The 25,141-nt window shown below is 59.3% G+C and carries 16 protein-coding genes; 11 read left to right on the top strand and 5 right to left on the bottom strand.

Going from position 1 to position 25,141, the window contains the following annotated elements:
• Positions 1-2: 2 nt before the first annotated feature.
• Together CAF73_RS01725 and CAF73_RS01720 are read right to left on the bottom strand one after the other, a co-directional pair.
• Positions 3-788: a siderophore-interacting protein gene (locus CAF73_RS01725; RefSeq protein ID WP_085701743.1), complete on the bottom strand. Its 786-nt coding sequence runs from the start codon at positions 786-788 to the stop codon at positions 3-5.
• The gene (locus CAF73_RS01720) at positions 785-1,360 is read right to left on the bottom strand and encodes a PadR family transcriptional regulator (protein ID WP_011335784.1); all 576 of its coding nucleotides are present in this window, start codon (positions 1,358-1,360) and stop codon (positions 785-787) included. The genes CAF73_RS01725 and CAF73_RS01720 overlap by 4 nt, the downstream gene beginning before the upstream one ends.
• A gap of 503 nt (positions 1,361-1,863) precedes the next feature.
• Between CAF73_RS01720 and CAF73_RS01715 the strand changes: the two genes are divergently transcribed.
• The 7 genes from CAF73_RS01715 to CAF73_RS01685 all read left to right on the top strand — a co-directional run bounded on the left by CAF73_RS01715 (position 1,864) and on the right by CAF73_RS01685 (position 9,499).
• The gene (locus CAF73_RS01715) at positions 1,864-2,355 is read left to right on the top strand and encodes a CS1 type fimbrial major subunit (RefSeq protein ID WP_085701742.1); all 492 of its coding nucleotides are present in this window, start codon (positions 1,864-1,866) and stop codon (positions 2,353-2,355) included.
• 101 nt (positions 2,356-2,456) lie between these two features.
• A complete protein-coding gene (locus tag CAF73_RS01710; protein ID WP_085701741.1) occupies positions 2,457-4,979 on the top strand; it encodes a TcfC E-set like domain-containing protein in 2,523 nt (840 codons plus the stop codon).
• A gap of 4 nt (positions 4,980-4,983) precedes the next feature.
• On the top strand, positions 4,984-6,192 hold the full coding sequence (locus CAF73_RS01705) for a hypothetical protein (protein WP_085701740.1): 1,209 nt from the start codon (positions 4,984-4,986) through the stop codon (positions 6,190-6,192).
• 43 nt (positions 6,193-6,235) lie between these two features.
• A complete protein-coding gene (locus CAF73_RS01700) occupies positions 6,236-6,979 on the top strand; it encodes a pilus assembly protein (RefSeq protein WP_085701739.1) in 744 nt (247 codons plus the stop codon).
• 15 nt (positions 6,980-6,994) lie between these two features.
• A complete protein-coding gene (locus CAF73_RS01695; protein WP_085701738.1) occupies positions 6,995-7,579 on the top strand; it encodes a fimbrial assembly protein in 585 nt (194 codons plus the stop codon).
• Between the two features lie 118 nt (positions 7,580-7,697).
• Complete coding sequence (locus CAF73_RS01690) at positions 7,698-8,201, top strand: CS1 type fimbrial major subunit (protein ID WP_085701737.1); 504 nt, start codon at positions 7,698-7,700, stop codon at positions 8,199-8,201.
• A gap of 44 nt (positions 8,202-8,245) precedes the next feature.
• A complete protein-coding gene (locus CAF73_RS01685) occupies positions 8,246-9,499 on the top strand; it encodes a hypothetical protein (protein ID WP_085701736.1) in 1,254 nt (417 codons plus the stop codon).
• A gap of 51 nt (positions 9,500-9,550) precedes the next feature.
• Here CAF73_RS01685 and CAF73_RS01680 read toward each other — a convergent pair whose 3' ends face one another.
• Entirely contained in the window at positions 9,551-14,575 is a 5,025-nt protein-coding gene (locus CAF73_RS01680; RefSeq protein ID WP_085701735.1) for an NEL-type E3 ubiquitin ligase domain-containing protein, read from the bottom strand.
• 150 nt (positions 14,576-14,725) lie between these two features.
• Positions 14,726-17,869, bottom strand: a complete 3,144-nt coding sequence (locus tag CAF73_RS01675; RefSeq protein WP_085701734.1) for a transglycosylase domain-containing protein — start codon at positions 17,867-17,869, stop codon at positions 14,726-14,728.
• 499 nt (positions 17,870-18,368) lie between these two features.
• On the opposite strand from CAF73_RS01675, the gene CAF73_RS01670 reads away from it, so the two are divergent.
• The 4 genes from CAF73_RS01670 (at position 18,369) to CAF73_RS01655 (ending at position 23,459) form a co-directional block, all read left to right on the top strand.
• On the top strand, positions 18,369-19,790 hold the full coding sequence (locus CAF73_RS01670; RefSeq protein ID WP_085701733.1) for an amino acid permease: 1,422 nt from the start codon (positions 18,369-18,371) through the stop codon (positions 19,788-19,790).
• A 169-nt stretch (positions 19,791-19,959) separates the two neighbouring features.
• Positions 19,960-21,465, top strand: coding sequence for a glucosyltransferase domain-containing protein (locus CAF73_RS01665; protein ID WP_085701732.1), 1,506 nt, complete (start codon positions 19,960-19,962; stop codon positions 21,463-21,465).
• Positions 21,466-21,549: 84 nt separating this feature from the next.
• The gene (locus tag CAF73_RS01660; RefSeq protein WP_371918951.1) at positions 21,550-21,948 is read left to right on the top strand and encodes a GtrA family protein; all 399 of its coding nucleotides are present in this window, start codon (positions 21,550-21,552) and stop codon (positions 21,946-21,948) included.
• Positions 21,945-23,459: a glycosyltransferase family 39 protein gene (locus CAF73_RS01655; RefSeq protein WP_085701730.1), complete on the top strand. Its 1,515-nt coding sequence runs from the start codon at positions 21,945-21,947 to the stop codon at positions 23,457-23,459. Before CAF73_RS01660 ends, CAF73_RS01655 begins: the two co-directional genes overlap by 4 nt.
• Before the next feature lie 32 nt (positions 23,460-23,491).
• Here the strand turns inward: CAF73_RS01655 and CAF73_RS01650 are convergent, their stop codons facing one another.
• Positions 23,492-25,111, bottom strand: coding sequence for an FMN-binding glutamate synthase family protein (locus CAF73_RS01650; protein WP_085699741.1), 1,620 nt, complete (start codon positions 25,109-25,111; stop codon positions 23,492-23,494).
• Positions 25,112-25,141: the final 30 nt, after the last annotated feature.

The following is a 25,141-nucleotide window of genomic DNA, read 5'->3' as shown; positions in this document are numbered from 1 at the left end:
ATTCACTCTTCTTCCGAGCCTTCGGCACGCCAGTAGCCGACGGCTTTGACGAACTGCTCATCCAGCCCGTGCTCATCGAGCAGTACCCGGCGGATCTGCCGCGAGACTTTTGTTTCCGTCGCCACCCACGCATACAGATTGCCCTTGGGCACCTGCAATTGTTTGATGGTGGCCAGCAGATTGTCTTTGCCGCCCTCACGCAACACCCAGATCACATTGACCTGCGCCGCGCTTTCCAGGGTTTGCTGCTCCTTGCCGTTCTCCACTTCGATCACCACCAGCGCCTTGCGATTGGCCGCCAGGCCTTCGAGGCGGCGGGCGATGGCGGGCAGGGCGGTTTCGTCGCCGATCAGCAGGTAGCTGTCGAAGATGTCCGGCACGATCATCGAGCCACGCGGGCCGCCAATGTGCAGGAACTGCCCCGGTTTGGCCTGTTCGGCCCAGGTCGAGGCAGGGCCGTCGCCGTGCAGGACGAAATCGATGTCCAGCTCAAGCTTGTCGAGGTCGTAGCGGCGCGGGGTGTAGTCGCGCATCGGTGGCATCGGCACGTCGTTCTTGCCGGCGCCGAGCACCAGGGTTTCCAGCGCGGCGGCCTGTTCGGCGTTCTGCGGGAACAACAGTTTGACGTGATCGTCGGTGCCCAGGCTGATGAACCCGGCCAGTTCCGGCCCGCCGAGGGTGATGCGGCGCATGCGCGGGGTCAGGTCGACCGCCCGCAGAACCTCGAGCCGGCGGCGTTTGATTTCATGCATCACACGGTGGATGCCTTGGGTCTGGACTTCAGTCATTCGGCTTTCTCCGGGGCAGATTGAACGGCAGGGCCGTCGACGATGGCTTTGGCGGTGTCGTTGAGCAGGTCGCGCACCCGCAGGATTTCTTCCGGGCTCCAGCGCCCGTGGTGCATCTGCAAGGCATGACGCAGGTTGTGTACCGCTTCATGGATTTCCGGCGGCCGGTCGTGACCGCGTAGCGAGCGCTTGCTGACGTCGATGCGCATGCGCACGCCGTCCAGCGCCACCGCTTGTTCGCTGAGGGATTGCCGGCCGGCATCGGTCACGGCGTAGCGCTTTTTGCCGCCCTCGGCGTCGCCGGTGATCATTTCGCTCTCTTCAAGGAATGTCAGGGTCGGGTAGATCACGCCGGGGCTGGGGCTGTAGGCGCCGTCGAACATGGTTTCGATCTGGCGGATCAGGTCGTAGCCGTGGCACGGCTGTTCGGCGATCAGTGCCAGTAGCAGCAATTTCAGATCACCGGGAGCGAAAACCCGCGGGCCGCGACCGCCGCGCTCGCGGCCGTGGCGTTTTTCGAAGCCGTCACGGCTGTCGCCGTGGTCGCGGTGGGGGGAATGATGGTCTCTCATTTCAGTCGTCTCTCGTCGTATTTAGATACAACTTAAGATATATCTTTCAGGCCGGGCAAGGCCTTTTTCTTCGAAAGGGAATGGCCGCTGACGAGCGGTCGAAGCGCGTGAGCAGGGTTTCAAATGATTTTTTTGCCAAAAAGACCGGTCACGCAGAAATAACCATGAAGTTAAAGCTATGACTCTATTAATCGTTGATCTTATATTCTAAAACTTGAGGAAAGTACGACTGGGTCGTGTTGAAAGTGCTGTAATGCTTTTTACTTGAAACTGTAGGTAGGGAATTGCTTACAGTCACTTTATTGAATTTGTGATTTTGGATGTTTTTTCTTTCGAGTTGTAAGGGTGTTGAACTACAAGTGCGTGGGAAGTTGCCTGCTTACATTTAATCTACAAGCGTTGATCATGCCGCGGAGTTGAACTTCAGTGTCTCGGGCCTTATCGGCCGTTGTGAGCTGAACTTCAATGTTTCGATTCCTTAAAAAGAAAACAGGTACTGATCGATGTTCAAGAAAATCGCAATCACCGCTTCTCTCGCTGCCCTCGCCCTCAGCTCTTCCGTGACCTTTGCTGCCGGTGAAGCGCGCCACTCCATCAGCCTCATCGCCCATGTGCCGACCAATGGTTTCTACGTGGTGCCAACTGATGCGGATCTGGTCAACAAAGACCAGGACATGAGCTATCAGCCAAGCACCGGCAAAATGCGTGAGATCAATGGTTTCTTCGATGTGCGCAACAACAACGGTTCGGTTCACGCCAGCCTGGAAAGTGTTCCGCAATTGATCTATGGAAGCGAAACCATCCCGCTGGAAGTTTCGTTCAACAACAAAGTACTGACCCTGACTCCACAAATGGTCGTGGGTGAGTCCGAGTCCGACGTGAACTATCGCGCACCGATCAAAATCCGCGCCACAGGCAGCTCTTTCCCCTCGGGTGATTACACCGGTACTGTCGCGCTGACCTTCGACGCTGTACCGCCGATCGCTGCGCTCTGATCGGGCAGCTGCGCTGACCGCTCGGTAGCGTTTCCCGGCGGGACACCCATTCCCCAATGTCCCGCCGGACTTCAACTTGTTCGAAATCAGAGTAAGAGTTCATGTTCCCGATGACACCCATCGCGGTCGCGCTTGCACTGTTGTTTTGTGCCGGTGCGACGGCGGCACCTGTTTCCGCGGGTTCGACACCCCGCAGTCTGCTGGCGCAAGCCAAAGGTTTGCCAGCGGATTTCGAGGAGCATTTCTTTGACGTGCCCTTGGCCGTGCGGGTCGAGCTTGACCAGCAGCCTTTGGGAGAAGCTCTGGTCGTGCTGTCACGCGATGACCGCATCACCTTGCTCGAATTCACCGATACCAGCGAAAACCGCTACGGCCCGGCTGAACGGGAAAAGTGGGCGGCCTATCTCAAGCCCGGCGTGCCATTGGGCGATTGCTCCGGTGCGTGCCCGAATGATGTGCTGGCCGTGCATTACAACCTCGAAAGTTCCCTGGTCTCGATCCTCACCCGCAATGCCGAGCGCGATCTCGAGGCCAAGCGTTTTCACGATCAACCCCTCGAAGGCAGCAGCGGCCTGATGGTGCGCAATCAGCTCAACCTCAATGGTGGCCAGGATCAGGACCTGGGTGGGCGCTATGGTCTGGAGGCCAGTGGCAGCCTGGGTAACTGGAGCCAGACGTTCAACATGCAAATGGCGCGCATGGGCGGTCCCGACGACAAGCTGTACCACGCCGTGCACGAGCTTTACACCCAACGCGAGCTGCAAGGCAGCTTCTTTCGTCTGGGTTATTTCACCCCCAATTCCGAAGGCCTGACCCGTCAGCCGCGTACATTCGGCACCAGCCCCGACACGGCGGTCGGTGTGATGTACGGCAGCTCCGACAGTCTGGCCATCAACAACGCGATGCCCAGCGTTTATCCGATTTATGTCACCGCCAACCGTCAGGGCTCGGTGGAGATTTACCGCGACGGCCTGCTGATCAACACGCAGTCGGTGCCGGCCGGATTGCAGACCCTCGATACCCGACCGCTTCCCGGCGGCATCTATGAAGTGGAAGTGCGGCTGATCGAAGACGGTCAGATCACCTCCACCACCCAGGAGCTGGTCTACAAGCCGAACAACTGGCGCAACCTTGACGAGCGCTGGCGCTACAACCTGTTCGCCGGCGAAGAGAGCAAGCTGCTCAGCAACTGGGATCAACAGGCCAGCGGCAGTCCCACGGCCGGCGCTTCGATCAATTACCTGGCGCACCCGCGGGTGATTCTCGGGCTGTCGGCACGCCAGATCCGGGAAACACTGCAGTACGGCACGTCCATCGACTGGACGCTGGCCAACCATCTCAGCCTGTATGCCAACGTCTACCAGACCCGGGACTACGGCACCGGACTGGACCTGCAGAGCCTGTACAACTATGGCTCCGGCAGCCTGATCTTCAGCCACACCCGCAGTTGGCTGGACACCACCGATCTTTACGAAACCCTGCCCGATGGCACCCGTGTGCGCCAACGCAACGTGTTCGTCGGCCAGACCAGCAATTCTTCGCTGGCGATCAATCATCGCGTCGATCAGCGCAACTCCCTCAACGCCCGGGTTTCGCACAGTGAAGGCAACGTCGAAGGCTTCGGCGTGGATCTGGGCTGGAACCGCCGTGCCGTGCTGTTCGGCAACGATGCCAATTGGCGCCTGTCGCTGTTTGATCGTCCCGGCAGTTTCAGCAGCGGCAATGATCGCAGCCGGGGTGTCGATCTCAGCCTGAACCTCGCCATCGGCGCGCCGGGCCAGCAGTTGACCGGCAGCATCGGTTCACGCACCGACCGTGATGGCGGTCGCGACAACAATGCCTCTCTGGGCTGGCGCAAGGACTTCAAGGATCACGTGCTGCAGAACGTATCGGTCACCGCGCTGAGCGATACCTACGGCATGGGCCTGTCGAGCCTGGCCAACTTCCGCACCGACACGGTCAATGGCGACGGTTTCGTTCAGCGTTCGTCCTATAACAACAAGTTCACCGGCGGCCTGAACCTCGACAGCACGCTGGTGGTGGGCGGGCAGAAAATGCTGATGACCAGCGAATACGAGATGCGCGGCGCCGGCATGATCGTCGATGTGGAATCGGACATTGACGGGATTGTCCTGCGGGCCGACGACCTGAGTGGCGGCGGTGCTTCATTGAAGCCGGGGCGCAATTTCATTCCGCTGACGGCGTACCAGAACAGCTCCGTGAGCTTCGACTTCGAGGGCAACCATGTGCCCGCCGCGACCATCGCTCCGGCCCGGACCCGCTATCACCTGAACAAGGGCGGCGTGGATTACCGGCAGATCCGGGTGATGAAAACCCTCACTGTCCTCGGTCGTCTGGTGGATGCGCAGGGGCGTCCGCTCAGGGGCCATCACGTGATCAACCACGCCAGTCGCGGAGTGACCGAAGTCGACGGGTTCTTCTCGATGGAAATGAATGCTGGCTCCCCGACGCTGGAAGTGCGCCGGGATAACAACCTGCTGTGCCAGTTCCGTCTCAACGAGAAGGATCACCGCAGCGAAAACAATGTGTTGATGATCGGTGACCTGCGCTGCACGCCCGACACTCTCGCCGATCTCGCATCCATCGAACAGAAGGCGGGTTGATGCCATGAAAGCGACAAAGTACTGGCTGGGTTTACTAACGGCGTTGAGCCTTTCGGCCGAGGCAGCCACTCATGAAATAAAGGCGTTGTTCCAGCCAGACCCCTCGCAGCCAAACAAGAACATTTTTGTCAACAAGACGCCCAACAGTGGCTATTGCGCGAGTTATCCGGGTCAGTGCTCGGCGCACAATATGTTCAGTATTCAAACGCCGGTGCGGTTCACGTCCACGCGGCCCTTCGCCCCTGGCGACAGTCTGGGAGTGAGGGTTCCGGCCAATTGGCGGCGGTTGACCGTCACCAATCGGGATACGCAGGAAACCGAAACCGTTGAAGTGCGAATCATCGGCATCGGGTCCACCTATGTCCTGAGCCATCCGGCGGCCGAACTGACAGGCGCGGCGACCCCCCTGGAGGGACATCAGCAACTCTGGACCAGTAGAAGTTGGGTCTATGTTCCGGCTCCGTGTCAATACAGCGGTGTAGGGTTATATACATCGGCAACCTACAGGTTTTTCTGGAAGGCACCGGAAGAGGCTGCCTGTACCAAGGTCGCCGCGTACACGATTCCGTCGATGTCATTCGTCAACCTCGATTTTGCCTATGAATTGAGAACGCCCAATCCGTTGGGTATGTCATCAGGGCTCTACACCGGGTCGTTGTCCTACACCATGGGCCCCGATGGTGATTTTCAGATGGGCACGACGATGGTGCCGGACGATAGCGATCTGACTCTGGATTTCGTGTTGGACGTACAGCACACGCTGAAAGTCGAGCTGCCTCCTGGCGGAAACAAAATTGCGCTGGAGCCGGCAGGCGGCTGGCAACAGTGGATCGACAGCGGCCGCAGGCCGACCGACATCTTCCGTAATCAGCCGTTTTTCCTGTCCGCTTCATCGCGTTTCAAGGTGATGTTGCAGTGCAGTTCTCTGGGAGGGGCCGACTGCAACATAGGCAATAACCAGGTGGGCTTCTCCAAGTTCCAGGTCAGGCTGACGATGCCACCCGGCATTGTCGGCCCCGGGAATACCGATGGCTGGTCCGGCACGCTGACTTACAACACCTGGCTTGGACCGTTCGAGCCCAGCCGTTATGTCGATCGCAAACAAGGCATGTTGCGCTTCTTCATCTCTCCCAGGTTTCTGGATTTTTTGAAGCCCGGCATGAACGGCACGCTGTGGGGCAACGCCACGATCATTTTCGATTCGGAAGTATGAGCATCTGCCAACGGGGCATTGTGATTTTCATGAGGTTGAAAGGATGAGACATCTGTTTTTGCTGTTGCTGTGCGCGGTGTTCTGGACCACGGCCCAGGCCGGACCGCAAATCAATGTGGGCACGGTGTACGACTACCTGGACGGCGACAAAAGCACCTACCTGAAACGGGTGTTCAACAGCGGCGACAGCACGGCATTCGTCAAGGTCAACGTGCTGGAGATCGTCTATGACGGCCAGGGCCAGCCCCAGGAGGTTCCGGTTGCGAGCGCCGCTGATGGCGCGTCGCGCAACGGCCTGATGGCCAGCCCGGCACGCCTGATCATTCCAGCCCAGGGCATGCAGGGCACGCGTCTGCTGTATATGGGGGAGCGGGACCGCGAGCGCTATTTCCGTGTGCGCTTCGTGCCGGTGGTGCCGGAGAAGGAGGACGATTTTGTGGTGTCCAGCGAAGAGCGCGAAGACTACAAGAAGACCCTTTCGGCGGGCGTCAACGTGATGACCGGTTTCGGCACGGTGTTTTTCGTACGGCCGAAAGACACTCGCTACGACACGGTCCTCAACGACACCGGCAGTCGGTATGAAGTGCGCAACAACGGCAACACGGTGGTTGTGGTCGACGAGTTCAAGAGCTGTTCACTGGTAAAGGAAACCGACTGCGGCGCGACCGTCAAACACCACGTCATGGCCGGCCGCACGTTCGCTTTCGACAAGGAAAAGGGCCGCGAGTATCGCTTCAAGCTCGTTGAAGGCGAGCGCAAGCAGGATCTCAAGGTCGTCAGCCGCTGACCCGCAGGAAATGACATGAACAAGTATTGTGTGGCCGCCGTACTGGCGGCAATCAGCACGTTGACCGCAACCGCTGTCTCGGCGGCTCGGGAAACGCTGCATTTCGAAGTGACGCTGACCATCCCCAGCCGACCGTTTTACATCCTGCCGTCGGAACCGGACTGGATCCACCGACCGCAGATTCTGGCCTGGAACTACCCGGATTCGACCCTCGGTGGGTTCAGCAGGAACTTCGATGTGCGGCATGACACCAGCGCCATCGAGGCTCGGCTGGAAAGCGCGCCGTACCTGTCGACGGGCAGGCCCGGCGAGAATATCGATCTGCGGCATGACACCAGCGCCATCGAGGCTCGGCTGGAAAGCGCGCCGTACCTGTCGACGGGCAGGCCCGGCGAGAATATCGATCTGCGGGTGCGCTTCAACAACGTGGAACTGAGTGCCGCTCCGGCGTACCGTCAGGTGCTGTCAAAGGAGGAGGCCGCGATAGGCAAGCGAGTGCCGCTGGAGATCGATCCGATCATGCCGGCCGGTGGTTACAAGGCGGGAGATTATTTCGGCAACGTACTGGTCGTGTTCAACGCGAGGGCCCCGGGAGAGTAACAAGCGGCAGTCGCTGATCGGTATCCGTTTGCGGATGGATAAAGGAAAGATCGCGATCATTGCCGGGCTGGGCAGCCGCCAGGGAGGCGGATTTTCTATCGATGCAAAGGAAAGCGACATGATCAAGCAATTGGTGATCGCCGTGTGCGTGGGCGTTTCGACGCCGATGGCCGGTGAAGCCTTCGCAGCACAGGAAAAGCACGTTTTTGAAGTCTCGGTGGATATTCCAACCCTGGAATTTTATGTGATACCGAGCGAAACGGACTGGATACACCATCAACAGACGCTGCCCTGGGACATTGCCACTTCGACCCTCGGCGGCTTGCGCAAGAACTTCGATGTGCGCACTGACAGCAGTGCCATCGAAGCCCGCCTCGAAAGCTTCCCCTTTCTCTCCAGCGGCCTGGATTCACGGGATGACATCAGTCTGCGCATCAACTTCAACGGTACGGAGTTGAGTCATCAGCTGGTTCCGGTTCAGGTCGTGTCGCGCGAGGAAGCTGTCGCGGGCAAGAGGGTGCAGCTGGAGATCGAGCCGCGCAGGCCTGCCAACGGTTATACGCCGGGTGATTACTACGGCACCGTCAACATCATCTTCAATGTGGCAGCCCCGACGGGTTGATCGTTGAACCAACAAAAGACCGTTTGCTGAGCAAGGAGCTGGTAATGGTTTCAGGGTTGCGAACATTCAACAGATTTGGCAAGGCAAAGTGGCAGGCGGGTCTCTACGGCTGGTTGATCTGCTCATCAGCGCACGCGGTGACTCAGGAAATCAGGGCGGTCTATGTACCGGATCCCGCCAATCCGCAGACCAACAGCTTCATCAACCAGACGCCGCAGAGCGGTTACTGCGCCACTTATCCCAACGATTGCAAACCGTTATCGGGCGTCCGGCTGCCGTTGCGATTCGCTTCAGTGCAGGCGCTGGAGCCGGGCTCGTCCGAGCGCAACGGCGCGATGTTCAACATGCCGGCGCAGTGGCGCAGCCTGATGGTCACCAATGTCTTTACCGGCGAGACCGCGACAGTGGACATGCGCATCGGCGGGTTCGGTTCACAGTATGTGCTCAGCGACACGGCGGCCAATCTGACGGGCGAGACCGACGATCAGCAGGCGCACTACAAGTTGTGGGGCACCAGTTGGGGTGTCGCGCCGCTGCCCTGCCGGCCCGGGGCGATGCCGTCTCACGGCCCGGATTTTTTCCAGTTCTTCTGGAAGACGCCGACCGAAGGTATCTGCGCCAAACGGGCCGCGTTCATGATTCCCTGGATGTCCTATGGCTATCTGGACGTGGGCTACGAATTGCACATGCCGGATCCGTTGACGATGTCTGCCGGCCTGTACACCGGTCAGTTGGCCTACGGTGTCGGGCCAGGCATGGACATCGACACCGGTGACAATCTGCTGCCGGATGCGTCGGCCGTGACTTTCCGGTTCGTGCTGGATGTCCAGCATGTTCTGAAAGTCGATATTCCTCCGGGCGGCAACAAGGTCGTGCTGGTGCCCGAAGGGGGCTGGCAGGCCTGGTTGCAACAGGGGCGAAAACCGGCACGGTTGTTTCGCGACCAGACGTTCAACATTTCGTCCTCCTCGCGCTTCAAGATGTTCCTTGAGTGCCAGCACGGCGGCGCGCAGTCTTGCGGGTTGCAGGACTCGGCGGGAGGCAGCACGCAGGCGCAGGTGTTCGTCAGCGTCAGCCTGCCCGACAGCATCACTGACAGTGCGGGCCAGCCGGTGCGGCATCGGCCGTTGTCGGCAAGTCCGAGTGTCCCGGGATTTCAGCCGGGCCGGTTTCTGGACCGGGCGCCGGGCACGCTGCATTTCGAAATACCCAAGGACTATGTCGAGCAGATGCTGCAACCCGGCCAGGCCCGGCGTTACGCCGGCAATGTCACAGTGATCTGGGATTCGGAAGTCTGAGCCCACCCCTTAAGGCAACCTGACCGGTTGCCTTAAGGGGTGCGCAGCGGCTCAGATCCCCGCGCGAGCCATGGCCTCGCGGGTCAGCCGTTGTTTCAGTGCCTTTTCCTGCCGACCGATGCTTTCAAGCCAATCGTCAAAGGTCATCTGACTGGTTTTTTCCTCTGTGAAGAGCAGATCCTCCGGGATCGACAGGCGCTGAGCCAATTCACTGAGGGTGCGTCTGAGCTCGGGGGAGCGATCCTTTCCTTCGCTCCAGCGTTCCTGGGCTTCCTGCAAATCGATCAGCAGGTCGACCTGTTCCTGGTACACGCGCGCGTTGGCTTCGATTTCTCCCGACCAGGTTTCACGCAAATAACGATCCCAGAAAAATTGGTCGAGCATCTGGTCGACCAGACCGCCATCGGCCTCGGCATCGAGAATCCTGTCGCCGGCCGCATCGATGGTTTCGTCGGTGACCCCGGCGATCGCGCGGAATTTCATGGCCTCGGATTGCCAGGGCAGTTCAAGGCGTCTGGCCAGACCGGTTTCATAGGCCAGGTGGACTTCCACATCGTCAGCTGCGCCCTGGCGGGCCGCGATATCGGCCCGGGCAATCTCGTTGACTTGCCTGAGGCGCGCAGCACCTTTGGCCAGTGTCACCAGTCGGCGTTCAAGCTCATCGGGAGAACTGGAATAAGTGCGTGCTTCCGATTCCAGCACGCGTATTCCCATGCTGTTGAACAACTGGGCGCCGGCGTCTTCGCAACCTTCGGGGGCAGTCGACATCAGGAACAGTTCTTCGCGCAGCCGGGTATCGATGTTCATGGCGTCGATCATTCGCCAGACACGCTCGGTCAACTGATTCAGTGCCTCTCCACCCAGTTCGTAATCGGCAGAACGAGTCAAACCCTGCAGCACCTGGAAGAAGCCGTCGGAGCCGGGTTCACTCGCCAGGTCATGCCACGCTTCCGGACGAAGCGCCCCGATGCCGGGCGTTTCATCAGCCACTTCGGTGTCCATGGAAATCGGCCATTGCTCCAGCAAGTCTTCAGCAACGGTGGCGTAAGTGTGTGACGGACGCAGACCCACGGACCTGCGATAGCTTTCATAAGTGGAGCGTGCCTGGCTGGCCATTTGTTCCAGACGAACACGCGTGCGGGCGATCAGGTAAGCCTCATCGGAGCCTGGCTGCACTTCGGGAATGTACCTGAGCGGGTTGTTGCCCAGATCAAGAAAGAACCCTCGGGGGCGGGGAACATCGAACAGGCCCAGCGGCCAGCCGTCGATCTGTGTATTGATCAGACTCAGGATTCGCAACCTCGGCATGCGCCCGACCGACAGGGGCATGCTGATTGGGTTGTTGTCCAGTCTCAGGATTTCCAGGCGCGTCAGCGTGTTCAACAGCTGTGTATTGGCAGGCGTCAGCTGCAACAGGTTGTTGTTCAGACGCAGGGTTTCCAGACGCTGCATCCGGTCGATGCCGGCGGGCAGGGTCCTGAGGTTGCAGTGTCTGGCACTCAATTGACGCAGTTGAGGGAAATCCTTCAGCAGGCCGCCGGCCGTTAAAGAAAAACTCTGGCCGTCCAGATTCAGTGTCGTGATCTGATCGAGCCAGGGTTTGAGGCCGTCCGGTAATTGCCCCCACCATTGCTGGAGGTCATGGGGCAGCATCTCTTTCGACAAGTCCAGCGCGTAGCCGCTCTCAAGGCTGATGCTGCGTTCCTGGAACACCTCGGACCTGCGTTCGAAGCACTCCACCAGACGCTCTGCAAGGAAGCGTCCGCCTTTGTGTTGATACTCCCACCAGGTTTGCGGGACGCCCATGTTCTCGAAGTCCACGGGGGCACCCTGGCTCCGGAACCTGAATGCCCAAGAGTCGAGTGTTTGCTTCAGCGTCGTGAGTTCACTTTCAAGCCGCGCGATTTTCCAGTGGGCATCGCCGGTGGCCTGCAATGACCGGGCGAACGTCGCCACTTCTGTTTCGCTGAAGTGCGGATAGAGATTTCCGACTTTTTCTTCCACGGTCAGCGGCGCCTTGGACAGCCTCGGTCCGCGCAACAGCAGCTCGGTTTCCAGCGGGATAACAGGACGGATCGGGGAGCGTGCCAGGATTGTCCTGCGTTCGGCTGGCGTTTCGGTGCAGAGCATCACCCATTGTCTGAACGATTGCCCCTGGCCCGTGCGATAGCCCAGTGCACGGCGTTTGCCTTCGGGCAGGGCGGCCAGTATGGAATCATAGAAGTCAGCAGCGTCGTGCAGTTTGTTGTTCTCACCGTCGCGTACCTCATAACGACCGTGTTCATCCCGGATCAATCTGCGCACTGTTGTGGCATCGTCCGGGCCGGCGCTGCTTCGCAACCGGCCGTCATGCGTGCCTTCGCGAACCTCTATGCGCAAATCTGAGAACGTGTCGGTGTAGATCCTCAGCGCGCCGAGCGTGAGACGTTCGGTATCCGGCACCAGCCATGCCGGATCATGCAAGCCCTCGCTGGCCCGGGTGGCGAGTACCTCGAACGCGGTTTCCCGGGCCTGACTTTTCAGGCGCAAAGGGATGTGTTGCTGCTCGCTCATGATGTTGTGCTCGGCGGCTGTCGCCTCGTTTGTCAGCGATTCGGCGATTCGTGCCGACAAGGGAGGGAAATGGCGCTGGATCAACTGGGCCCCGGCATCGGTGGCCTGGTTTCTCAAGCGGTACTGGTAGTCGAAAATTTCGCTTTCGCGGGTTTGCACGGCGTCGGCCAATCGATTGCGCAAGACCTGTGCCCGCCGGGCTTTGGGATAGTCCCCGCCCAGCAGTGACTGCATGTCGGCGTCATCGAGGAACTCCACCACTCGCTCGGGCAAGCGGTTGTCCAATACGTCGTCAAGTCCGATGGACAGCGTCTGATGATCAAACGCAAGGGGGTTGCCGTATTGCCGGTAAGCGCCGGTCAGATCATTGTTTTGCCAGACTTTGACGGCCTTGTCGGCTGGCCAGCCAGGCATGTCGGTGATCATTCGGTCAAACCAGTGCGAATCCGGGGGAAGGGGCTCTGCGCTGCGAATGCGCTCGCCGAGCCCTTTTGTTTCCTCGCGGATACGGGTGCGGTTCAGCGTGTCCTCGAGCAGCGGCGGTGGCGGGCTGTTTTCCACATGCATCCGGCGCAACGCGTCGATCGGCGTGCCACTGATGCGACGTATCCTTTCCAGTTCGACATCACTGTAAACGTCGACCGAGTGCCCCAGACGTCGCATCAGTTGTGGGCCATCCCAGTCATGCGGGGTCTCTGCTTCGTGAGTCCAGGCCCCCGCACCGTTGTGCTTCAGCCGCGGGGAGTAAGCCTGCGGTCGGGAAGGGTGCTCGACACGGTATTGGCCGCTTTCGCGGTCGAACCTGACTGAATAGTGCCTGCCCTCCAGCGGCAGAATGGTCTTGCCGGCATGTTGGTGCAGACCCAGGGCATCCGGTCTGGCGCCCTCCGGCAAGGCCGGTTGCGACAGCTCGTACGGTTGGAGGTCCGGGTGCCACAACCGTGTGCTGCCATCGAACGAGCGTACGGCTTTCATGTTTTCAATCAGCGGCGAAAACTTCAGCAGAAACGGCCTGGCGACCACCGCACCACTGGCGAACGCCGCCAGTTGCAGGACGTCGTTGACCACTCCCACCACATGTTCCGCAGCCTCTTCCCAATGACCCAGTGCCAGATCCACCGCCCCCTCGATGACTTCATTGGTCAATTGCCAGGCGGTGTAGCCGAGCATTGCCAGACCGACGACAGGCACAAAGGGTGCAGCCACCATCACCGCCACGTTCAGGATGTCCTGGACAATTGCGAAAGCGTTCGCCCACCAGTCTGCGCGAGCATTCTTGTCCGCATCGGCGGTAGGCACGGCGATGTTGCGCGCATCGTTGAGGATTTTGTCGAGCTGGCGCTGATAGAGCGATTCCCACAAGGCACCGCTGAACGGTATCGCACCGTATTGCAGGTTGGGATGGCTGACCGGTGTTTCGCGCCAGGAAGGACGTGAGTCTCCACGTTTGTGTGGATACCATTTCACATGCAGCAGACGCTGCTTGAGATCGGCAAAGAAATACCCGCGGTCCTTGTGATCGACGAATTGGCTGAAGAACTGCCAGTAGCTGCCTCCGGTGGAGGGCAGTGTGTCGTTCTTCTGCAACTGGCGAGTCAGCTCGGTCAGAAAGTCGAGGTGGGTGGCGTATTCTTTCAACGGATGTTCCGGGTCGTGCGGAACGTAGGCGATGATCCGCGACGAGGACAGCGGATACCCGGGGTCGGGGCGCAGAATCAGGATGCCGGTCATCTTCAGATCCATGATGGTCAGCTCGCAAGCCTGCATCCGCTGCTGGCCGAGCCTGAGTGCCACCCGACCGTCGAGCAGGGCACGGATCAGCTGCACACCTTCACGGTCGATGTCTTTCTTTGCCAGCGCCACGCGTGCGGCCACCCGCAGCGCGGCCTTCTGGCTTTGCACGACCTGCGTCTTTACGTAACTGCGCGCTACCGGGTCGTCGTTCAACAGCATTTCCTGAAGATGTGCCTGATAAAGCCTGCCGATATCCAGTTCGCGACACAGCGTCTGGAATTGGGCCACGGTCATCAGTCGATCCAGTGGGGAAATGTCGTACTGATCGTTTACAAGTTGCATTTTGAGGACGAACGCGGAATTCGATGCGTAAGTTTCGTTATAGGCGAAGTTGTTCAGGGCAGCTTCGAGCAATGAAATTTTTCTTGAGGTTGAACCACTCAAAATATTTCTGACGTACCAAGGCGATCTGCTTTCGCGATACAGAATCAGAAATGTATTCCTGATATCGACGTCGATGCCGGTTTTCTCCCGCAAGCGTGTCCTCAATAACGGTTCGGCAAACGCGTGAATATCTTTCAGTCGGGCCAGTGCCTTGTCGGCAGCGTTGCGGGCTGCCCAGGCACTGCGATGGACGCTGGCCAGTCGCGGCTGCATCCAGTATTCACGACGCGGTTTTATATTTTTCAATACTTCGCCGTGATGCGGTTTCATATCGGTAAAAACCGGATCGATCCGCGATTTGATTAATTCGTAATGTTGCCCTTTGTATTCGGTTTTTGCAGTCATGGGTGCAGCCTTGAATAAGTCAGGAATGTTGAGCCTAACGTTCAAGTATGCGGAGGGTTAGTTCAAAAGTTTGTTTCTCGAGTGCGAGCCAGACAGGGGAACGATTGAATATTGGAATGCATAAAACAAATAGTTATTGCCCCCGCAACTTCATTCGGTGTTAAGCGATGGCAGGTTCGCCAGTGCTACCTGAGAAACGGGCGACGACCGACATTGCGAGTCGCTGCCGGGTTGCAGATACGGCATCAGGATCGGCGCCATGCCCTTGAGCACCTGCACCGGCAGGGCCGAGGTGAATTTGAAGCTCTCCGCCGACCGCCCTGGAACGAACGCCGTGAGCGTGCCGAAATGGTGATCGCCGATGTAGAACACGAAGGTCGCGGTGCGGTTGATCGACTTGGAACTCAGAATGCGCCCGCCGGAACCGATGGCCTCGATTCGGTTGTCGCCTGTACCGGTTTTTCCGCCCATGGTCAGCGGTGTTCCATCGTTCAGTTTGAAACTGCCGGAAACACGTTTGGCCGTTCCCGAGTCCACCACTTGCGACAACGCTTCACGCATTGCCGTGGCGACTTCGGACGGCATCACCCGTTTACCGACATGAGGGTCGTTGACCAGTTTCGTTTCGTAAGGCGTGCCGGCGGCAAAGTGCAGGCTGTCGATGCGCAGGGTCGGCATGCGCACGCCGTCATTGAGGATGGTGCCGATCAGCTCGGCCAGCGCAGCGGGGCGGTCGCCGGAGCTGCCGATGGCGGTGGCCAGTGACGGCACCAGGTGATCGAACGGATAGCCGACTTTCTGCCAGCGCTGATGGATCTCGAGGAACGCCTCGATTTCCAGCATGGTGCGGATCCGACTGTCGCGGGCGCCTTTGTGCTTGCTCTTGAACAGCCAGCTGTAGACTTCCTGACGCTCGAACTGACTGGCCTTGACGATCTGGCTCCAGGTCGCGTCCGGGTGGTTGAGCAGGTAGCCGATCAGCCACAGGTCCAGCGGGTGGACCTTGGCGATGAAGCCCTGGTCCGGCAGGTCATAGGTACCGGGACCGTAGGCCAGATAAAGCCGTTCGAGGCGTTCGTCGGTGAGTTTTTCGGTGATTTTGACGCCCTTGAGGTGCGAGCGCACAAAAGTATTGAAGTCTTCCTGGCTGGCTTCGGGCAGCAGGTAACGGTGCACGGCGGCCATGCGGATCGGCGTCGGGCGCATGCTGTCGAGGAAGGTGTCGAGGCGGGCCTGGGTGTCCTTGTTCTTGTACTTCTTCCAGAACTTGAGCAGGAACGAGGTGCCTTCGCGGTCGGCGAACGAGGCGAGGTATTCCTGACGGCGCGGGTCGCGGTCGTCCTTGAGCAGTTCGGCGCTGTTGTTGGGGCCGGAGTAGGTGGTGTAGCGCACCAGATCGCGCATCAGGCGAATGAACGGCAGGTTGATCGACTCGCGCAGGGCATCGCGCAAGGTCGGCATGCGGCCGTTGTCTTCCTTGCGAAAGTTATGGAACACATGCAGCCCGCCACCGGTGAAAAACGCTTCACCGGGGCTGGCCGAGTATTTGCGGTCGAGGGCGGCGCCGAGCAGCTTCGACAGATCGTGATCCTTGTTCTGGATCAGGTAGTCGATCACCCACCGGCTCAGGCGATCCTGATCCGGCACGTCGATTTTTTTCAGTTCCGGCCCGGTCATGGCGCCGTATTTGTCATGCAGCTCCGCGATGATTTGCAGGTAGGTTGTCAGCACGCGCATCTTGGCGGTGGAGCCCAGTTCCAGCTTGCTGCCCTCGTTGATGTCGAACGGCTGATCGGTGCTGTCGGTCTGCACCCGCACGCGCGAGCCGTCCGGGGTCAGCTCGAACAGGGTGAAGCTGTAACGCACCTGTGTGGTGCTGGTGGGCGTCAGCAGGCGTTCACCCATCAGACCGACTTCGGTGGCGTAGGCCGGGTCGGCCAGTCGTTTCAGGTAGGCGGTGGCCTGGGTCTGCAGCTCGCCTTGCAAGGTGCTGGTAGCGGACAGGTCTAGACGGTCGAGGTCGTACAGCGGACGGTTGAGCATCGACGCCAACCGGCTGCGGGCGACGCTGATGCCTTTATTGGTTTCGATCGGCTGAATGGTCGGCTGGGTCTGCCAGTCACGGTAGCTGATGGTGCTGGCCAGCGCCGCATCGGCGAGAGTGGCGTCGATCACACCGTTCTGCTTGAGCACGCGCAAGTGGCTGTTGGTCAGTTCGACCAGCTCTTCGCGGCCCTTGGTCAGGTAATGCGAAGGACGGCGCTGGGCGATCATCAGCGAGAGCATTTCGCGCAGGGCCAGGCCCTTGTCCGCCATGCTCTTCGGATCGGTTTCAGTGCTCGAGAGTTTGCGGTTGGCCTCGTTGAAATCGGCGCCATACCAGACCCGCAGGCCCTCGGCCATGCCGTGTACTTCGCCATGCCCCGGCACCGCCGACAGCGGCACGCTGTTGAGGTAATCACGAATGATGTTCTGCCGCGCCTGCAAGGTGTCCGGGCCGCCCTGGTAGGCGCGCACGCTGGCGGAAATCATCTGGCGGATCTTCTCCGCGCCGGACACCGTCAGGCCATCGGGCGAATGACGATATTTCTCAAGTTGCGTCGCCAGGGTACTGCCACCGGCCGACTGCCCCGGCAAGTGCAGCAACTTGGCGACTTGCGACCACGCGGCCATGCCGAAGCGCGGCCAGTCCACCGCCGGGTTGGCCAAGGGTTGCTTTGGGTCGAGCAGAAAGCGGTTTTCGATGAACAACAGGCTGTTGACTACCACCGGCGGGATTGTGTCGAAACTCGAATACAGCTGCTGGGGGTAGTTGTACTGATACAGCGGTGCGGCGCGGCAATCGGTGATCGACAACCCGGCCTGGATCTTTTCGGAATAGGGCACGAACAGGCCCTTGTCGGTGTAGTTGAGCAGGGCCGGGGAGAAACGCGTCTGTTCGGTGATCACGTAGTTGCGCTTGATCAGCCGTGGCAGGAACTCGTCCAGCGAGCTGTAGCCCAGACGCAGGTCGAACGGCCCGTTGCCCGGATAGCGGATGGCGTCGCTGGGGCCCGGTTGCAATTCGTACTTGAGTTTGGCGGCGTACTGGCTGAGCTCGCGGGACTGAAATCGCGAGGTGCGCATTTCCTTCATCGCAGCCAGACCCACGACAATCGCGATGATCACCAACAGGAGCCAGAAAGCCTTCCACCCATGCCGGTTACGACGGGGTTTTTCAGGGACAGGCGCTTCATCCACACGTTCAGTCGGAACCACTTTTTCACTCGAATCGGTTTGCCACAAAGCGCCCATAGTCGATTGATCCATTCACGCAGATTGATCGGACTTGTCTGAAGCTTAGTCGGTGGTTGGCGTGGGTGAAAAAATTGTGAAGAGGGCACCCTGAACAAATCTGCAAATCCGGCTGCCACCCTCCGGCAAGTGATTGCAAGCCTGAAAGGGCCGGAACAGAGAGGTCTTGAGGTCGATGCGACTTTGGTCGCGGCATGACGCTGCACCATTGCTGTGCAATACTCGGCGCCCATTTGCGCGGTGAATAATCCTCAAAATGCAGGACGATTTGTCTCGTAAGCCGCGTATTTGACGAGGTTTACGTCTGAATCAGATGCCTTATAGAGTGAAAAAACCTGTCGCAAGCTTTTTATACTGCACGCCCCGCTGATCCCGCAGGTTGCTTCTGCGGGACGGTCCTGCCCACGAAGCAGGGCCGGTTTTGACCCAGGCGCAGGCTTATCGGCCGACGCTTGAACACTCGGTGGTCACATCCAATAACAAGACGAGGAAGTCCCCCATGCCAGTCGGCAATCACCCGCCCCATGGCGAAACCGCTCAAGGCGGCCCGCTCAAACGCGAACTCGGTGAACGGCATATTCGCCTGATGGCGCTCGGCGCCTGCATCGGTGTCGGCCTGTTTCTCGGTTCGGCCAAGGCCATCGAAATGGCCGGCCCGGCGATCATGCTGTCTTACATCATCGGCGGTCTGGCGATCCTGGTGATCATGCGCGCCCTCGGCGAAATGGCCGTGCACAACCCGGTCGCCGGTTCTTTCAGCCGTTATGCACAGGATTATCTCGGTCCGCTGGCGGGCTTTCTGACCGGCTGGAACTACTGGTTCCTGTGGCTGGTGACCTGCGTCGCCGAAATCACGGCGGTGGCGGTGTACATGGGCATCTGGTTCCCCGATGTGCCGCGCTGGATCTGGGCGCTGGCGGCACTGGTCAGCATGGGTTCGATCAACCTGATCGCGGTGAAGGCCTTCGGTGAATTCGAGTTCTGGTTCGCCCTGATCAAGATCGTCACCATCATCGCCATGGTGCTCGGCGGCATCGGCATCATCGCTTTCGGCTTCGGCAACGACGGTGTGGCGCTGGGGATTTCCAATCTGTGGGCCCACGGCGGCTTCATGCCCAACGGCGTGACGGGCGTGTTGATGTCCCTGCAAATGGTGATGTTCGCCTACCTCGGTGTGGAAATGATCGGCCTGACCGCCGGCGAAGCGAAGAACCCGCAGAAGACCATCCCGAATGCGATCGGCTCGGTGTTCTGGCGCATCCTGCTGTTCTACGTCGGCGCACTGTTCGTGATTCTGTCGATCTATCCGTGGAACGAAATCGGCACCCAGGGCAGTCCGTTCGTGATGACCTTTGAACGTCTGGGCATCAAGACTGCCGCCGGCATCATCAACTTCGTGGTGATCACCGCCGCGCTGTCGTCTTGCAACGGCGGCATCTTCAGTACCGGGCGCATGCTCTACAGCCTGGCGCAGAACGGCCAGGCGCCGGCCGGCTTCGCTCGCACCTCGGGCAACGGCGTACCGCGTCGGGCATTGCTGCTGTCGATCTTCGCCCTGCTGCTGGGCGTGCTGCTGAATTATCTGGTGCCGGAAAAGGTCTTCGTCTGGGTGACTTCGATTGCTACCTTCGGCGCGATCTGGACCTGGGTGATGATCCTGCTGGCCCAGTTGAAATTCCGCAAAGGCCTGAGCGCCAGCGAACGTGCAGGTCTCAAGTACAAGATGTGGCTGTTCCCGGTCAGCTCGTATCTGGCGCTGGCGTTCCTGGTGCTGGTGGTCGGCCTGATGGCGTATTTCCCGGACACTCGCGTGGCGCTGTATGTAGGCCCGGCGTTCCTGGTCCTGCTGACCGTTCTGTTCTACGTGTTCAAGTTGCAACCAAAGGATTCGGTACAGGGCGCGATGCGTTCGGCTTCGTAATTCGTTGTCGCTGAAACCTGAAAGCCCCGGCCGAAAGTCCGGGGCTTTTTCATGGGGCGAAGTGATGCCGCTGGTCTGAAAGCGCCGCAAAAAACGACTTCTGATTCAGAGTCATGTTCGAAGGTTTATCTACGTCGTTTCCAGCGCAGCCGTGAACAGAGGCGCAGGTATGAGGATCAGCGATTTTCTCGTACGAGAACTCGGCCGCCGTCAGGTCGTGTTGTTCTTTCTGCTCGCCACGATGCTGTACATCCTGCCGCTGATCCTCGTCGACTTTCCCTACATCGACGACAACTGGCGCACCCTCGCTGCTGGCAACGCCTGGGCGCGGCAGGGGCGGTTGTTCATGGACTGGTTTTATCAAGCGCTGACTTTCACTGGCGCTGCGCCGAACATTTTCCCGTTGCCGCTGTTGCTCGCCACGGTGGCCATGTCGTTCGCGCTGACCCGGCTGACCTTCCACTATTTCCCCGAACCGACGCTGGCCTGTTGTCTGGTGCCGTTGCCGCTCTGGTACAACCCGTTCCTGTTGCAGAACCTGTCCTATCAATACGACGGGGCCGGCATGGCGCTGAGTCTGGTCGCGGTGATCTACGCGATCACGTTTGGCGGCGCTTCACGCATTCAGCGCTGGCTGGTGCCGTCGGTGTTGCTGGCGCTGGCGATCGGGTTGTATCAGATCAGCCTGAATGTGTTTCTCGGGTTGTGCTGCGTGGAATTGCTGCGCAATGTTCATCGGCGAGTGCCGTGGGGTGAACTCTGGTGCCGGTCAGGCTGGCGGCTGGCGCAGCTGTTGCTGGGCGTGTCGATCTACGCGGTCACGGCCTATCCGTTCACGGATTCCACACGCACCGAATTGCTCAACCTCAGTGCTGATCCACTGCTGCAGATCAGCATCAATGTTGGCCGGGTCATGGAGAAGGTGGCGCTGCTGTTTCACAGTGGCTACACAGCAGTGTTCGTCGTATTACTTCTGTGCGCATTGTTCGGTGGTGTACGGATGGGACGGCAAATTTGCCTGCGCCAGGAACCACCCGCAAAGGGCCTGCTCCTGAGCTGTGGCTGTCTGCTGACTTTGCCGCTGGTTGTGCTGCTGATACCGGGGATGACGCTGCTGTTTCGCGACTTCAATGAAGGTGCGCGTACCCTGATGGGGTTCGGCGTGCTGCTGATGTTGCTGTTCTATCTGGCCTGTACCGGATTGACGTCGCTGCACTCGCGGCTGCCCCTGTTGTTGGCGATTCCGCTTTTGGCCACGTTGTCGCTGTCCTTCGCTTACGGGCGAGTACTGACGATGGAAAAGACCTTCGCCAACAGTGCTCTCTACAGCCTCAGTCACGACATTTCTTCCCATCGCGAACTGCGCGACGCCAAACGGATTTATATGTCGGTCACTTACTCCGATCGCTGGCTGGCAAGTGCGACGGGCACGTTCAAACAGTTACCGGTACTGCGCTATCTGCTGAATATCGACTACTTCATGCTCGCGGAAAACCTGCCGTCGACCGGCATCACCAACGTGGTTGCCGAGCGCGAGCGGCGCAACGCCACCCGCGTCGGCTATCAGGGGTTTCCAGCCTTGGTTGATCGACTCTATTACCGCATCTATCTGATCGGTGATTACGGTTTCATCGTCATGAAGGAGCCGCCCCATGGCCGCTTGCTGCAATGGTGACCGTCGGTCTGAAACCACCCCCCTCCTGTAATTTCTGACAGTAGACCCTGCTCACGCTCTGCCCTAGCTTGAAGCACTCGACGGTTGCCGCGACAGCAAGGATTGGCGATGAGAATCTTGTGGAAAGGGTTTTCCGCACAAACGGCCATCGGCCTCGGCGGCATGTTGATTCACTGGCAGATTTTTTTCGTGTTGACCAGCGCCGTTCAGGCGACTCAGTCGGCAAGTAACTTCGCCGCGTTTTGTATCGCCGCCGCCTTCTCGTTTTACATGAACGCGCTCTACACATTCGAGACTGGAACGTCAGTGCTGGCCTATCTGGGCTTCATGAGCGTGATGGGCGTTTTGAGTTATGGCACAGGTGAGTTCGGTGATGCGCGGAATTTGCCGGGACTGGCGACGGTGTCCGTGTTTTCGCTGTTGAATCTGTTGCTGGGGTACTGCTTTTTCCGGTTTGTGCTGTTTCGGGGGCGTCAGACATGAAAAGCCTCGCGAGCGTGGCGGCGTCCGCGGGGTTCACCTCCTTGAGGCTCGACAGACTGGCCCTTCTGGCGGTTGTATTCCTCGCCCTGATCGTGCGGTTTTACGCCATTGATGTGCCGAGTATCTGGTATGACGAGGCCTACAGTCTGTTGCTCGCACGCGAAACGCCGGCGCGCATTTTGGCACTGACTGCGCTGGATGTTCATCCTCCACTGTATTACGTGCTGCTGCATTACTGGGTGATGTTGTGGGGGGAGGGAGCACTGCCGGCCCGGGCGATGAGTGCGCTGGCGGATGTGGGAACGCTGTTGTTGTGTGTCAGGTTGATGAGCCTGATTTCCACGCGCCGGGCCACCTGGATTGCTGCGTTGCTGCTGGCGTTGCTGCCGTTATCCGCCGGCTACAGTCAGGAGGCCCGAATGTATACCCTGCTGGGGTTTTGGCTGATTGGCGCAACGATGGCTCTGGTGTGTTGGACACGGGCACCCGAAAAAAAACGGTTTGCGATTTCCTATGTTTTATTGATGGTTGCTGCGTTCTATACGCATTACTTTGCGTTCCTGTGCGTAGCCATTCATTGGCTTTTCTGGTGGAAAACGTGCTCCGAACTTCAAGACAAGGCAATTGGGGGGCGTGCCTGGATTCTGGCTAACGGCATGATCGTTCTACTGTATGTGCCCTGGCTGCCTGTACTGACTGATCAACTGCTCAGCCGACCGGATTTCGGCTGGATAGCGCCGCTCACCTGGCAATCGGTATTTACCCTCATATGGCAAATAACCGGTACGAGCGAGTCAGTAAGCTGGGCGACATGGTGGCGAGTCTGGCCGTCTGTTTTTATCATCGCCTGCGCGTTTACCGTACTGATGCAACATCGTGACTCACGACGGTATGCCTGGCTTTTGGTGGGATATTTCTTTATCCCATTACTGTTTTTGCTAGCGATTTCCCTGGTGAAACCAGCGTTTATCCTCCGCTACTTTTACTTTGCAGCTATCGCGCTTCCATTGATCGTTGCGGTGGCTATTGATAAGTGGTGGCATCGTCGACGGACACTTGCCTTGCTGCTCATGGCAGCGTTTCTACTGGGCGAACTTCAGGGAATGGCAGACCTCTCCAGGCGTCGAAACAACAGTGCAGGGATGGAGGCACTGGCGATTGCCTTGAATGCCCAGAGCCGTTCAGGCGACGAGATCGTGTTTGACAATCTGTATTGGTATTTGCCGTTCGCGAACTACAACAAAACGGGCATATCACCAAAGATTTTTGTAGGGATGACAAGTGTACGGCTTTCCGGATATCCGGATCGTTCGGGATGGGCGCTGATCCCGGCACCGCAACAATCAATGCTGATTGATGATGATTCGATAAGGGCGCTGGATGCAAAACGAGTGTGGTGGGTCGCGCACAAATCGAATGCCAAAGATCTCTCTTTGTTCTCGAACCAATGGATCAAGATTCGGAGCCTTGACGGAGGTGATATCGAAGCCCGCTTGTTTGTTCACAAGTGAGGGCCTGCCGGCGTTGACAGGCCCTGAATCATTCAAGCAGCTACGACTTCCTGCGGTTCAAAACTGTCCGCCCGCGCCATCTGCCACATCCGCGAATAGAACTCGCCGTTCACCTCTCCGGTGAGCAGTTCCCCCGGTTTCAGGAACACATGCAGCTGCGAGAACAGTTTGATTTCAGTCGCCGACATGCGCCGCACCAAATGCTTGGCCGAGAGTTGCGACGGATGATCGAGGCCGGCGGCGGCGAGCATTTCCGCCAGCGCCTTCAACGTATTGCGGTGGAAGTTGTAGACCCGCTGGGCCTTGTCCGGCACCACCAGCGCACGCTGGCGCAGGGTGTCCTGGGTGGCGACGCCGGTCGGACATTTGTTGGTGTGGCAGCTTTGCGACTGGATGCAGCCGATGGCGAACATGAAGCCGCGCGCCGAGTTGGCCCAGTCGGCGCCGATGGCGAGCACGCTGGCAATGTCGAAGGCGCTGACGATCTTGCCGCTGGCGCCGAGCTTGATCTTGTCGCGCAGATTCAGCCCCACCAGGGTGTTGTGAACAAACAGCAGGCCTTCGCGCATCGGCACGCCGATGTGGTCGGTGAACTCCACCGGGGCGGCGCCGGTGCCGCCTTCCTTGCCGTCGACCACGATGAAGTCCGGCAGGATGCCGGTCTCCAGCATGGCCTTGGCGATGCCCATGAACTCCCACGGATGGCCGAGGCAGAACTTGAAGCCCACCGGTTTGCCGCCGGACAGTTCACGCAGCTGCTGGATGAAATGCATCATCTCGATCGGTGTGGAGAACGCGCTGTGGCGCGACGGCGAGATGCAGTCTTCGCCCATCAGGATGCCGCGGGTGTCGGCGATTTCCTGGGTCACTTTGTGCTTGGGCAGAATTCCGCCGTGGCCCGGTTTGGCGCCCTGGCTCATCTTGATTTCGATCATCCGCACCTGCGGGGTCTGCGCCTGGGCGGCGAAACGTTCCGGGTCGAAACGGCCGTCGCTGGTGCGGCAGCCGAAATAGCCGCTGCCCAGTTCCCAGGTCAGGTCGCCGCCGTGTTCGCGGTGATAGGGGCTGATGCTGCCTTCGCCGGTGTCGTGAGCGAAGTTGCCGAGTTTGGCGCCCTGGTTCAGCGCGCGGATCGCGTTGGCGCTGAGGGAGCCAAAACTCATGGCCGAGATGTTGAACACCGATGCAGAGTAAGGCTGGGTGCACTGCGGGCCACCGACGGTGACGCGAAAGCTGCTCGGGTCGCTCAACGGTGCCGGGCGCATCGAATGACCGATGAATTCGAAGCCGGATTGGTAGACGTCGATCAGGGTGCCGAACGGCTTGTCGGCGGTTTCATTCTTCGCTCGCGAATACACCAGCGAACGCTGGGCGCGAGAGAAGGGCAGGGCGTCGCTGTCGGATTCCAGCAGGTACTGGCGGATTTCCGGGCGAATCCCCTCGACGAGATAACGGATGTTGCCCAGGATCGGGTAATTGCGGCGCACCGCGTGCGGGCTCTGCATCAGGTCGAACAGACCGATCAGGCTCAATACGCCGGTGACGGCGGTGATCGGCCACAGCCAGTCGTGTTCGAGAAAGGGCAGGCTGGCGAGGGTGAAAATCACGCAGACGGCAAAGAAGGCGTAGCGGCTCAGGAGTGACAGGCTCATACGGTTTCCTTGGTTCGGACTTGGATTGTT

This window comes from Pseudomonas sp. B15(2017) (assembly GCF_002113215.1).
Lineage (GTDB): Bacteria > Pseudomonadota > Gammaproteobacteria > Pseudomonadales > Pseudomonadaceae > Aquipseudomonas.
Note: the sequence above shows the minus strand (reverse complement) of the source record. Positions and strands in the feature narration are given on the sequence as shown.

Bases quoted from the DNA above. Each gene is read 5' to 3' on its own strand.
- CAF73_RS01725 (WP_085701743.1), bottom strand. From the start codon at position 788: ATGACTGAAGTCCAGACCCAAGGCATCCACCGTGTGATGCATGAAATC.
- CAF73_RS01720 (WP_011335784.1), bottom strand. From the start codon at position 1,360: ATGAGAGACCATCATTCCCCCCACCGCGACCACGGCGACAGCCGTGAC.
- CAF73_RS01715 (WP_085701742.1), top strand. From the start codon at position 1,864: ATGTTCAAGAAAATCGCAATCACCGCTTCTCTCGCTGCCCTCGCCCTC.
- CAF73_RS01710 (WP_085701741.1), top strand. From the start codon at position 2,457: ATGTTCCCGATGACACCCATCGCGGTCGCGCTTGCACTGTTGTTTTGT.
- CAF73_RS01705 (WP_085701740.1), top strand. From the start codon at position 4,984: ATGAAAGCGACAAAGTACTGGCTGGGTTTACTAACGGCGTTGAGCCTT.
- CAF73_RS01700 (WP_085701739.1), top strand. From the start codon at position 6,236: ATGAGACATCTGTTTTTGCTGTTGCTGTGCGCGGTGTTCTGGACCACG.
- CAF73_RS01695 (WP_085701738.1), top strand. From the start codon at position 6,995: ATGAACAAGTATTGTGTGGCCGCCGTACTGGCGGCAATCAGCACGTTG.
- CAF73_RS01690 (WP_085701737.1), top strand. From the start codon at position 7,698: ATGATCAAGCAATTGGTGATCGCCGTGTGCGTGGGCGTTTCGACGCCG.
- CAF73_RS01685 (WP_085701736.1), top strand. From the start codon at position 8,246: ATGGTTTCAGGGTTGCGAACATTCAACAGATTTGGCAAGGCAAAGTGG.
- CAF73_RS01680 (WP_085701735.1), bottom strand. From the start codon at position 14,575: ATGACTGCAAAAACCGAATACAAAGGGCAACATTACGAATTAATCAAA.
- CAF73_RS01675 (WP_085701734.1), bottom strand. From the start codon at position 17,869: ATGGGCGCTTTGTGGCAAACCGATTCGAGTGAAAAAGTGGTTCCGACT.
- CAF73_RS01670 (WP_085701733.1), top strand. From the start codon at position 18,369: ATGCCAGTCGGCAATCACCCGCCCCATGGCGAAACCGCTCAAGGCGGC.
- CAF73_RS01665 (WP_085701732.1), top strand. From the start codon at position 19,960: ATGAGGATCAGCGATTTTCTCGTACGAGAACTCGGCCGCCGTCAGGTC.
- CAF73_RS01655 (WP_085701730.1), top strand. From the start codon at position 21,945: ATGAAAAGCCTCGCGAGCGTGGCGGCGTCCGCGGGGTTCACCTCCTTG.
- CAF73_RS01650 (WP_085699741.1), bottom strand. From the start codon at position 25,111: ATGAGCCTGTCACTCCTGAGCCGCTACGCCTTCTTTGCCGTCTGCGTG.